The organism is Streptomyces sp. MB09-02B (genome assembly GCF_033794485.1).
Taxonomy (GTDB): Bacteria; Actinomycetota; Actinomycetes; order Streptomycetales; family Streptomycetaceae; genus Streptomyces.
Genome location: NZ_JARGEE010000046.1, coordinates 1 through 11,578 on the forward strand (window position 1 = coordinate 1; position 11,578 = coordinate 11,578).

Genomic DNA, 11,578 nt, shown 5'->3' on the forward strand with positions numbered 1-11,578 from the left:
CGGCATTAGCGACTCGTGGGGGGATGGCGGGGATCGTCAGCGGCTGCGGGTTTGTCGTGGGTTGCTCGCGCAGTTCCCCGCGCCCCTTCAGGGCGCTGTAGCTCTCCGGGGTGACATAGGTGCCGGGGGGCGTCGCGGTCCGCCTCCTCGACCTCGTATGGTCGTGTCCGTGTTGGAGGAGATGCGGATACGGTCGCTCGGAGTCATCGACGACGCGGTGGTCGAGTTGTCGCCCGGCTTCACCGCCGTGACGGGTGAGACGGGTGCGGGCAAGACCATGGTCGTCACCAGCCTCGGCCTGCTGCTCGGCGGGCGGGCTGACCCGGCGCTCGTGCGGATCGGTGCGAAGAACGCCGTCGTGGAGGGCCGGATCGCCGTGCCCGAGGGCGCGTCGGCGGTGGTCCGGGCGGAGGAGGCCGGGGCCGAACTCGACGACGGGGCGCTGCTGATCAGCCGTACCGTTTCGGCCGAGGGACGGTCCCGGGCCCATCTGGGCGGGCGTTCCGTCCCCGTGGGCGTGCTCGCCGAGCTGGCTGACGAACTCGTCGCCGTGCACGGGCAGACCGACCAGCAGGGGCTGCTGAAGCTGTCCCGGCAGCGGGCGGCGCTCGACCGGTACGCGGGCGACGCGGTGGCCGTACCGCTCACCAAGTACGGCGAGGCCTACCGTCGGCTGCGGGCCGTGGCCGGTGAACTCGACGAGATTGTCACCCGCGCGCGGGAGCGGGCCCAGGAAGCCGACATGCTGCGGTACGGCCTGGACGAGATCGCCGGTGTCGAACCCCGGGCCGGCGAGGACGTGGAGCTGGCCGAGGAGGCCGAGCGGCTCGGGCACGCGGAGGCGCTGGCCTCCGCCGCCACGGCCGCGCACGCCGCGCTCGCGGGCAATCCCGAGGACCCGGAGGGCGTGGACGCCGCCACCCTCGTCGCGGGCGCCCACCGCGCACTGGAGGCCGTGCGGTCGCACGACCCGGCGCTGGCCGTGCTCGCCGAGCGGATCGGGGAGGTCGGGATCCTGCTGGGCGATGTGGCCGGGGAACTGGCCGGATACGCCGACGACCTGGACGCCGACCCGCTCAGGCTCGCGGCCGTGGAGGAGCGGCGGGCCGCGCTGACGGCGCTGACGAGGAAGTACGGGCAGGACATCGCCTCGGTGCTGTCGTGGGCCGAGGAGGGCGCCCAGCGGCTCACCGAACTCGACGGCGACGACGAACGCATCGACGAGCTGACCGCCGAGCGGGACGCGCTGCGGGTCGAGTTGGGCGGCCTCGCCCAGGCGTTGACGGACGCCCGTGTGGAGGCCGCCGAGCGGTTCGCCGCCGCCGTCACCGCCGAGCTGGCCTCCCTCGCCATGCCGCACGCGCGCGTGTCGTTCGCGATCCGGCAGACCGACGACCCCGAGGGCGTCGAGGTGGGCGGGCGCACGGTCGCGTACGGGCCGTCCGGTGCCGACGAGGTCGAACTGCTGCTCGCCCCGCACCCGGGGGCGCCGCCCCGGCCCATCGCCAAGGGCGCGTCCGGCGGTGAGCTGTCGCGGGTGATGCTGGCCGTCGAGGTCGTCTTCGCGGGGACGGACCCCGTGCCGACGTACCTCTTCGACGAGGTCGACGCCGGTGTCGGCGGCAAGGCCGCGGTCGAGATCGGCCGGCGTCTCGCCAAGCTCGCCAGATCGGCGCAGGTCGTGGTGGTCACGCATCTGCCCCAGGTGGCCGCCTTCGCCGACAGGCAGCTGCTGGTGGAGAAGACCAACGACGGTTCGGTGACCCGGTCCGGTGTGAAGGTGCTGGAGGGCGAGGACCGGGTGCGTGAGCTGTCGCGCATGCTCGCCGGCCAGGAGGACTCGGAGACGGCCCGGGCGCACGCGGAGGAACTGCTGGCGGCGGCCCGCGCGGACGCGTAGGAGTGGCATAGGAGTGGGGCTGGAGTCACCCAGAGGGGCAACCGCGTGCGGGAGTTCACTCGTGTGGGTGAGCCTGGGTCCGGGGTTGCCCGCCCCTCCGGCGGCCGCCCCGTTCGGCTGTCCCGGAACACCCCTGCGGCCTGGCATCCTTGGTCAGGTATGTCCGACCCCGAACCAGGAGCCCCGGCCACGTGAGCCACGTGAGCAGCCACTCACCACACGGCCAGTCGCCGCTGCGGACCGTGCAAGTGCTCGGCGGCGGCAGCGCGGTGAGCAGCGCGCACGTGCGGTCGCTGGCCTCGGGGCTGGTCGCCAGGGGCGTGCGGGTCACCGTCTGCGCCCCCAGCGAGACGGACGGTCTGTACGACTTCACCGGCGTCGGCGCCCACCACGTCCATGTGCCCCGCAGCAGCGACCCGGCCTCGGTGGCCGGCCTGCGCAGCGCCTGCGCGGACGCCGACCTGGTGCACGCGCACGGACTGCACGCCGGCTTCCGCGCCACCCTCGCGCTCGGCCGGCGCACCACCCCGCTCGTCGTCACCCTGCACACGCGGTCGTACGCCGAGGGCGCGCGGGCGCATCTGCTGCGGCTGCTGGAGCGGCGGGTCGCCAAGGTCGCCGCCGTGGTCCTCGGTACCTCCTCCGACCTGGTCGACCGGGCCCGCCGCCGGGGCGCGCGCGACGCCCGGCTCGCCGCCGTCGCGCTGCCCGTGCCGCGCCGGACCGTCTCCGGTGAGGACCCGGACCGGCCCGCGTCCAAGGTCAGGGCCGAGCTGGGCGCCACGGAACGCCCCTTGCTCATGGCCGTGGCCACGCTCGACCGCCGGCGGGGGTGCGACACCCTCCTCGACGCCGCCGGTCAGTGGCGCGGTCTCGACCCGGCCCCGCTGCTCGTCGTCGCGGGCGAGGGGCCGCTGCGGGGCACGCTGCAGCGGCGCATCGAGGACGAGGAACTGCCCGTACGGCTCATCGGGCGGCGCGACGACGTCTCCGAACTGATCGCGGCCGCCGACCTGGCGCTGCTGCCCGGCGGTCCCGAGTCCCGCTCGGTCCTCGCGCAGGAGGCGCTCCGCGCGCGCGTGCCGCTCGTCGCCGCCGCCGACGGATCGGTGCCCGACCTGGTCGGCGACGGCGCCGAACTCGTCCCGTACGGCGACGCGGGGGCGCTGGCCGGGGCCGTCGTACGTCTCCTCGGCGACCCCGCCCGGTGCGAGACGTTGCGGGACCGGGGCACCCGGCAGGCGGCCACCTGGCCGACCGAGGACGAGACGGTGGCCCAGGTGCTCAGCGTGTACGACGAGTTGACGCGGCTCAGGCCGCTGACCTGACGGTCCCGCGAGGGGTCTCCGGCCTCAGCCGACGTGTCTGCGGGCCCGCAAAGCCAGGCTCAGGGCGAGTACCGTCTGGGGGTCGTCCAGGTCGGTGCCGAGCAGTTCGCCGATGCGGGCGAGGCGGTTGTAGAGGGTCTGGCGGTTGAGATGCAGCTCGCGGGCGGTCTCCGCCTTGCGGCCGGCGTGCGCGAGGTACGTCTCCAGGGTCGGCAGCAGCGGGGGCCTGGCCCGGTCGTCGTGGTCGCGCAGGGGGCCGATCGCGCGGTCCACGAAGGCCGCCAGGTCTGGGTGGTCGCGCAGCCGCCACAGCAGCAGGTCGATGTCGAGGCGCCGGGCGTCGTACCAGGGGCGGTCCGCCAGGCCCTGTGCGGCCGTCGCCGTCTCCGCCGCGTGCCTGAGGCCCGCCGAGGCGGCCGCCCAGCCGCCGGGCACCCCGACGACCACCACGGGCGGCGACCCGCCCGGCCGCCGTATCCCCGTGCGCTCGACACCGGCCCGCAGCGCCGTCGCGACCCTGTCGGCCACCGCAGTGCGCTCCGACTCCGCGCGCAGGCCCAGCAGCAGCGGTACGCGGCCCTCGACGGGGCGTACGCCGAGCAGCGCGGGTACGCCGACGGAGGCCAGCTCCTCGGCCACCGCGCGGGCCAGGGCGGCCCAGCCCCCGCCGGGGGAGAGGCCGTCGGCGAGCCGCATCACGACGGGCAGGAGAGGGCCGGTGCCCGGCTTGAAGCCGAGGACGCGGGCCTGTGCGGGGGCGTCCTCGGCCTGGACGCGGCCCTCGGCGAGGTCGGTGAGGAAGTCGCCGCGCCCTCGTGCCGCGAGCTCCTCCTCCTGGCGGGCCTGCATCAGGACGACGGCGAGGAGGCCGGCCGCGCGTTCGGCCGCCATCCGGTGGACGGGCGCCGAGGGGGCCACGACGGGCAGGAGGACCAGACGGGCCCGTACCGAGCCGGTGCCGGGGCCGCCGCCCGGTACGTCGACGAGGGTCGTCCCGGCGGGCGGCTCGTCCTGGTGCCGGTCGCGCAGCCCCTCCCACACCTGGAGCGGATCGGTGTCCGCCGGACCGGTCCCGGCGGCGTACAGGAGCTGTCCGTCGGGGGTCTCCAGGAAGACCGGGTTGCCGCTGAAGTCGGCCAGGATGCCGAGGACCTGCGGGACTCCGCCGCCGCCGAGCAGGGCCTCCGTGCAGCGGCGGTGGACCTCCTCGGCCTGCTGGAGGAGCGCGTAGTGACCGTTGACGATCTCGGTGTGGATCTCCTCGGTGACCGTCACGAAGGCCACCTCGCGGTGCAGCTGGACGAGCGGGAGCCCGGCCGAGCGCGCCGTCTCGACGAGGGCCGCGGGAAGCCGGGCGAACCGCGGGCCCAGTTCGACGACCAGGGCCGCGATACCGCGCTCGGCGAGGGTCCGGACGAACGCGCGCTGGTCGGTGGGGCGGGTGCCGAGCCCGTACCCGGTGGTCAGCAGCAGTTCGCCGCCCTTGAGGAGCGAGGCGATGTTGGGGACCTCGCCCGCGTGCACCCAGCGCACGGTGCGGTGCAGCCGGTCGCCGCCCGCGAGGACCTCCGGCAGCCCGCCGCGCAGTCCGGGCAGCTCCAGCGCCCGCCGCACGGTGATGCCGCCCTGCGCCTCGCGGCCGTCACCTGGTGCGCGGCCTCCACGGGTGTCCATGGAGCGGACGGTACCCCGTGCTCAGGCCGGCGGGATGTTGTGGTTGTAGCGGAAGACGTTGTCGGGGTCGTACTCGGTCTTCACCGCCGTCAGCCGCCGGTAGTTGTCGACGCCGAGACCGGCGACGACCCGGTCGGCGCCCTCGTCGCCGACGAAGTTGAGATAGACGTCACCGGTGCTCCACGGCCGTACGTCGGCGCGCACGTCCCGTACCCAGCGCTTGCACCGGTCGTCGTCCTCGGGGTCCTCCCAGACGCCGAAGGGGTGCACGACCCACGGGGAGTCCCGGTAGGGCACGGGGTAGTGGGCGGGGCCCTCCGGTATCGCGCCGCCGAGCGGGAAGAGCACGTGCTGGGTGCCGGTCGGCACGGGCATCGACCAGGCGCGGGTGGCGAACACGTCCACCAACTCGTCCGGCAACCCGGTCAGATACTCCGCCGACCAGTAGTTCCGCATCCCCGGCGGGTCGTCGATCATGCACTGCACGTCCGCGTACGGCATCGCGCCGACGATCTCCGCCTCGTGCGGCATCGCCAGCAGCGGCTGGGCGACCTTGCGCATGTCCTCCTCGGTTCCCGCGTACGTCAGGAGGACGGCACAGGTGAGCCCGCCCACCAGATGCCCGGGGACGAACTCCTCGGGCGGGGCGGTGAGATAGAGCACGCCGCCGCTCGCCTCCCGCGGGCCGGTCTCGACGACCTCGCGGTACACGCGGATCACCTCGGGGCCGTGCTCCGGGCGGTAGAGCAGCAGGGCGACGGCGAAGGCGGGCAGCTCGTGCAGCCGGAGGGTGAGCGCGGTGGCCACGCCGAAGTTCCCGCCGCCGCCGTGCAGCGCCCAGAACAGGTCCGGGTTCTCCTCGGTGTCCGCGTGGACGGTGTGTCCGTCGGCGGTCACCAGGTCGACGCCGAGCAGATTGTCGACGGCGAGGCCGAAGGTGCGGTCCAGCCAGCCGCTGCCGCCGCCGAGGACGAAGCCGCCCACCCCCGTGGTCGACGCGCGGCCTCCGGTGGTCGCGAGACGGTGGGGCTCGGTGGCGCGGTCGAGATGGCTCATGGTGGCGCCGCCGCCGACCCGTGCGGTCCTGGCCGCCGGGTCGACCATGACCCCGTGCATCCGGCGGAGGTCGATGACGAGCCCGTTGTCGTTCAGCGCCATTCCGGCCACGCTGTGGCCGCCGCCGCGCACCGCGATCCGCAGGTCGAGGTCGCGGGCGAAGCACACCGACCGGACGACATCGGTCTCGTCGGCGCACTGCGCGATCACCGCCGGACGCCGGTCGATCATGGCGTTGAAGACCGTGCGGGCGTCGTCGTACCCCGGGTCTCCCGGGGCGAACACGTCACCGGCCAGATCCTCGCGCAGTGCGGCGAGGGCCGCCCGCGCCTTCGAGAAGGGAGCCATGGTGAGCCGCCCCCTTTCGGTCGGGGGACAGGGCTCCTTCCAGGCTAGGCGGGCAAGGCGGATCGGGCCTGCTCGGGGGTTACGAGGTGCCTCCTGCGCCCACCCGTACCAGCGAGCGCAAGCGCTTGCCGTGTGCGCCTGTGCGCGCTCTCCGGTCCGCCGCCGTGCGCGCCGGACCGGAGAGCGCGCACGGCGTGCCGCACGCCCCCGACGCGGTCAGCGGCCGCACGCCCTCGACGCGGTCAGCCGCCGTACGCCCCCGAGGCGGTCAGCCGCAGGGCCGTGTCGATGAGGGGCACGTGGCTGAACGCCTGCGGGAAGTTGCCGACCTGGCGCTTGAGCACCGGGTCCCACTCCTCGGCGAGGAGGCCGAGGTCGTTGCGGAGGGAGAGCAGCTTCTCGAAGAGCTTGCGGGCCTCGTCGACCCGGCCGATCATCGCCAGGTCGTCGGCCATCCAGAACGAGCAGGCGAGGAACGCGCCCTCGTCGCCCGGCAGCCCGTCCACGCCCTCCTCCTCGCCGGAGGTCGGGTACCGCAGGATGAAGCCGTCGGGGGTCGACAGCTCGCGCTGGATCGCCTCGATGGTGCCGATGACCCGCTTGTCGTCCGGCGGCAGGAAGCCCATCTGCGGGATCAGCAGCAGCGAGGCGTCCAGTTCCTTCGATCCGTACGACTGTGTGAAGGTGTTGCGCTCCTTGTCGTAACCCTTCTCACACACGTCCCGGTGGATGTCGTCGCGCAGCTCGCGCCACTTCTCCAGCGGGCCGTCCGCGTCACCGGACTCGATGAGCTTGATGGTCCGGTCCACCGCGACCCAGGCCATGACCTTGGAGTGCACGAAGTGGCGGCGCGGGCCGCGCACCTCCCAGATGCCCTCGTCCGGCTCGTCCCAGTGGTCCTCCAGGTAGCGGATCAGCTTCAGCTGGAGGAGGGAGGCGTAGTCGTTGCGCGCCAGGCCGGTCATGTGGGCCAGGTGCAGGGCCTCGGTGACCTCGCCGTACACGTCCAGCTGGAGCTGGTGCGCGGCGCCGTTGCCGACCCGGACCGGCGCGGAGTTCTCGTACCCGGGCAGCCACTCCAGCTCGGCCTCGCCCAGCTCCCGCTCACCGGCGATGCCGTACATGATCTGCAGGTTCTCCGGGTCGCCGGCGACCGCGCGGAGCAGCCACTCGCGCCAGGCGCGGGCCTCGTCGCGGTAGCCGGTACGCAGCAGCGAGGAGAGGGTGATGGCCGCGTCGCGCAGCCAGGTGTAGCGGTAGTCCCAGTTGCGGACGCCGCCGATGTGCTCCGGGAGGGAGGTCGTCGGGGCGGCGACGATGCCGCCGGTCGGGGCGTACGTCAGGGCCTTCAGCGTGATCAGGGAGCGGATCACGGCCTCGCGGTAGGGGCCGTGGTACGTGCACTGCTCCACCCAGTCGCGCCAGAACTCCTCGGTCGCCCGGAGCGACGGCTCGGGCTCCGGCAGCGGCGGGGGCTGCTTGTGCGAGGGCTCCCAGGAGATCGTGAACGCGATGCGGTCGCCGGGGGTCACGGTGAAGTCGGCGTAGGTGGTCAGCGCCTTGCCGTAGGTCTCGCACTCGGTGTCGAACCACACCGAGTCCGGCCCGGCGACGGCCACCGTGCGCCCCTCGTGCTTGTGCACCCAGGGCACCACCCGGCCGTACGAGAACCGCATCCGCAGCGCGGAGCGCATCGGCACCCGGCCGCTGACGCCCTCCACGATCCGGATCAGCTGCGGGGCGCCGTCACGCGGCGGCATGAAGTCCGTCACACGGACCGTGCCGCGCGGGGTGTCCCACTCGGATTCCAGGATCAGCGAGTCGCCGCGGTACCGGCGGCGGGAGGCCGTGGGCGGTTCTGCGTCGGCCGCGTGCGCGGGCCCCAGTCTCCAGAACCCGTGTTCCTCGGTGCCGAGCAGTCCCGCGAAGACGGCGTGGGAGTCGAAGCGGGGCAGGCACAGCCAATCGACCGTGCCGTCCCGGCAGACCAGTGCGGCGGTCTGCATGTCTCCGATGAGTGCGTAGTCTTCGATGCGCCCGGCCACGTGCAACTCCAGTCGAACGGCCACGTCGTCGCCCCCCGAGGGGCGGTCGCTGTGCGGTGTGCGGTCAAGGGACCCAAGGGATCGACAAAGGAACCATGTTTCCAGAGTGATCCAAGGGACGGTGTCATGCGATGTCGCTCAACGATCCTCAACGCAAATGAGGCGATCGTTGCTCAACGGACTGACGAGCTCTCATGATTACCGGAGACGGGCGGGGGTGGTGCCGTCGCGCCGGCCGCGCTCGGCAGCGAGTGTCCGAAGAGGATACGACGCACCGGAGGGCTCCGCGTGCCGCTCCAGACAACACGAGTGGGCCGAACGGGTGAGCTAATGGTGAAGGTCGTCCGGGATTCGCCGACCGTTGTGCGAGGTCCGTGTCGGCTCGTGCGCGGAGCGTGGCCGGAAGCGATCGTGTCCTGTCGCTGATACCCTGGTAGCCCGTGGACCGGTGGGCGCCCCCAGCGAAAAAGTCGCACGAGGGACCCCCGAACCGCAGCGAAGGCTCCCCCGACGGATGAGTTCGGGCGGCGGCCGACCCGCACACCGAACCGCGACCACGGGAGCCCCCTCTTGGCCATGCCGCCCGCTGCTTTTCGAAACACGACGACAAAGCACATCTTCGTCACCGGGGGTGTCGCCTCCTCGCTCGGCAAGGGTCTGACCGCTTCCAGCCTCGGCATGCTGCTCAAGGCCCGTGGTCTGCGCGTCGTGATGCAGAAGCTCGACCCCTACCTGAACGTCGACCCCGGCACGATGAACCCCTTCCAGCACGGTGAGGTGTTCGTCACCAACGACGGCGCCGAGACCGACCTGGACATCGGCCACTACGAGCGCTTCCTCGACCGTGACCTGGACGGCTCGGCCAACGTCACCACCGGCCAGGTCTACAACACGGTCATCGCCAAGGAGCGGCGCGGCGAGTACCTGGGCGACACCGTCCAGGTCATCCCGCACATCACCAACGAGATCAAGCACCGCATCCGGCGCATGGCCTCCGACGAGGTCGACGTCGTCATCACCGAGGTCGGCGGCACCGTCGGCGACATCGAGTCGCTGCCGTTCCTGGAGACCGTCCGCCAGGTCCGTCACGAGGTCGGCCGTGACAACGTCTTCGTCGTCCACATCTCGCTCCTGCCGTACATCGGGCCCTCGGGAGAGCTGAAGACGAAGCCGACGCAGCACTCGGTTGCGGCGCTGCGCAACATCGGTATTCAGCCAGATGCGATCGTTCTGCGCTGTGATCGTGAAGTTCCCGCCGCGATCAAGCGCAAGATCTCCCTGATGTGCGACGTCGACGAGGCCGCCGTGGTCGCGTGCCCCGACGCCCGCTCGATCTACGACATCCCGAAGACCGTGCACGGCGAGGGCCTGGACGCCTATGTGGTCCGCAAACTGGACCTGCCGTTCCGCGACGTGGACTGGACGACCTGGGACGACCTGCTCGACCGCGTCCACAACCCGCTGCACGAGATCAACCTGGCGCTCGTCGGCAAGTACATCGACCTGCCCGACGCCTACCTCTCGGTCACCGAGGCGCTGCGCGCGGGCGGCTTCGCCAACAAGGCCCGGGTGAAGATCAAGTGGGTCACCTCGGACGACTGCAAGACCCCGGCCGGCGCCGCGGCCCAGCTCGCCGACGTCGACGCCATCTGCATCCCCGGCGGCTTCGGCGACCGGGGCGTCTCCGGCAAGGTCGGCGCCATCCGGTACGCCCGCGAGAACCGGATCCCGCTGCTCGGCCTCTGCTTGGGCCTGCAGTGCATCGTGATCGAGGCCGCGCGCAACCTGGCCGACATCCCGGACGCCAACTCCACCGAGTTCGACTCCGGCACCGCCCACCCGGTCATCTCCACCATGGCCGAGCAGCTCGACATCGTCGCCGGTGAGGGCGACATGGGCGGCACGATGCGGCTGGGCATGTACCCGGCCAAGCTCGCCGAGGGGTCGATCGTGCGCGAGGTGTACGACGGCAAGGAGTACGTCGAGGAGCGCCACCGCCACCGCTACGAGGTGAACAACGCCTACCGCGCGGAACTGGAGAAGAAGGCCGGTCTGCAGTTCACGGGGACCTCGCCCGACGGCAAGCTCGTCGAGTACGTCGAGTACCCGCGTGAGGTCCACCCGTACCTGGTCGCGACCCAGGCGCACCCCGAGCTGCGCTCCCGTCCGACCCGTCCGCACCCGCTGTTCGCGGGGCTGGTGAAGGCCGCCGTGGAGCGGAAGACCGGCAAGTAAATCCGAGCGGCGCGAGAGCTGTACGGTGACCGGGGTGCGCGTCTTTCGGGACGTGTGCCCCGGTTTCTTTTTGCATGTGTGGGAGGACGAGGCGACATGACGATCAAGGACACCGCCGAGGCGTGGGAGGTCCGGGCGAGCGAGACCCCGTTCGTCGGCAACAAGACCTCCGTGCGCACGGACGAGGTGGTCATGCCCGACGGGTCGGTCGTCCGCCGCGACTACCAGGTGCACCCCGGGTCCGTCGCCGTCCTCGCCGTCGACGACCAGGACAGGGTGCTCGTCATCCGGCAGTACCGCCACCCGGTCCGCGAGAAGCTGTGGGAGATCCCGGCCGGGCTGCTGGACGTGCCCGGCGAGAACCCGCTGCACGCCGCCCAGCGCGAGCTGTACGAGGAGGCGCACGTCAAGGCGGAGGAGTGGCGGGTCCTCACCGACGTCTACACCACGCCCGGCGGCTGCGACGAGGCCGTGCGGATCTTCCTGGCCCGGGACCTTTCCGAGGCCGAGGGCCGGCGGTTCGAGGTGGAGGACGAGGAGGCCGACATGGAGTTGGCCCGGGTGCCGCTGGACGAGCTGGTGCGGGGGGTGCTCGCGGGGGAGCTGCACAACAACTGCCTTGTGGTGGGGGTGCTTTCGCTGGTGGCGGCGCGCAGTGGGGACGGGGTGGAGTCGCTGCGGGCGGCCGAGGCGGCTTGGCCTGCGCGGCCGTTCGAGAATTAGGGGTGCCTGGGGTTGGGGTGAGCTGCGGGTGCGTTGTGGCTGGTCGCGCAGTTCCCCGCGCCCCTCACGGGGCGCGGTTGCCGCACCCGCAAAAGGGACGCGGGCCGTGTTCACGTCACCCTCACCGCACCAGTCGTACGATCTGCTGATCCGATCGAGCGACCTCACCGCCCCGCTCTGCCCGGACCGTCGCAGAGCGTGAACTAGGCTCGGGAAACGCCCGAACCGGAGTCCCGGCGGGCTTGCGCGTGCGGTGGGACGGGAGTGTG

7 protein-coding genes are annotated in these 11,578 nt (G+C 72.5%); 4 read left to right on the top strand and 3 right to left on the bottom strand.

Going from position 1 to position 11,578, the window contains the following annotated elements; genetic code table 11:
- Positions 1–157: 157 nt before the first annotated feature.
- Complete coding sequence (recN, locus tag P1P70_RS09715; RefSeq protein WP_319236244.1) at positions 158–1,900, top strand: DNA repair protein RecN; 1,743 nt, start codon at positions 158–160, stop codon at positions 1,898–1,900.
- Between the two features lie 191 nt (positions 1,901–2,091).
- Positions 2,092–3,228: a glycosyltransferase family 4 protein gene (locus tag P1P70_RS09720; RefSeq protein WP_319236246.1), complete on the top strand. Its 1,137-nt coding sequence runs from the start codon at positions 2,092–2,094 to the stop codon at positions 3,226–3,228.
- A gap of 24 nt (positions 3,229–3,252) precedes the next feature.
- Here the strand turns inward: P1P70_RS09720 and P1P70_RS09725 are convergent, their stop codons facing one another.
- The 3 genes from P1P70_RS09725 to P1P70_RS09735 all read right to left on the bottom strand — a co-directional run bounded on the left by P1P70_RS09725 (position 3,253) and on the right by P1P70_RS09735 (position 8,351).
- Entirely contained in the window at positions 3,253–4,902 is a 1,650-nt protein-coding gene (locus P1P70_RS09725; RefSeq protein ID WP_319236248.1) for a PucR family transcriptional regulator, read from the bottom strand.
- A gap of 21 nt (positions 4,903–4,923) precedes the next feature.
- Entirely contained in the window at positions 4,924–6,306 is a 1,383-nt protein-coding gene (locus P1P70_RS09730) for an FAD-binding oxidoreductase (protein ID WP_319236250.1), read from the bottom strand.
- A 242-nt stretch (positions 6,307–6,548) separates the two neighbouring features.
- A complete protein-coding gene (locus tag P1P70_RS09735; RefSeq protein ID WP_239760270.1) occupies positions 6,549–8,351 on the bottom strand; it encodes a glycoside hydrolase family 15 protein in 1,803 nt (600 codons plus the stop codon).
- A 576-nt stretch (positions 8,352–8,927) separates the two neighbouring features.
- Between P1P70_RS09735 and P1P70_RS09740 the strand changes: the two genes are divergently transcribed.
- Together P1P70_RS09740 and P1P70_RS09745 are read left to right on the top strand one after the other, a co-directional pair.
- Complete coding sequence (locus P1P70_RS09740) at positions 8,928–10,586, top strand: CTP synthase (protein ID WP_319236284.1); 1,659 nt, start codon at positions 8,928–8,930, stop codon at positions 10,584–10,586.
- A gap of 96 nt (positions 10,587–10,682) precedes the next feature.
- Complete coding sequence (locus P1P70_RS09745; protein ID WP_319236252.1) at positions 10,683–11,309, top strand: NUDIX hydrolase; 627 nt, start codon at positions 10,683–10,685, stop codon at positions 11,307–11,309.
- Positions 11,310–11,578 lie beyond the last annotated feature (269 nt).

Coding starts and splice junctions, on each gene's coding strand:
- P1P70_RS09730 (WP_319236250.1), bottom strand. CDS start 6,306: ATGGCTCCCTTCTCGAAGGCGCGGGCGGCCCTCGCCGCACTGCGCGAG.
- P1P70_RS09745 (WP_319236252.1), top strand. CDS start 10,683: ATGACGATCAAGGACACCGCCGAGGCGTGGGAGGTCCGGGCGAGCGAG.
- P1P70_RS09725 (WP_319236248.1), bottom strand. CDS start 4,902: ATGGACACCCGTGGAGGCCGCGCACCAGGTGACGGCCGCGAGGCGCAG.
- recN (WP_319236244.1), top strand. CDS start 158: ATGGTCGTGTCCGTGTTGGAGGAGATGCGGATACGGTCGCTCGGAGTC.
- P1P70_RS09740 (WP_319236284.1), top strand. CDS start 8,928: ATGCCGCCCGCTGCTTTTCGAAACACGACGACAAAGCACATCTTCGTC.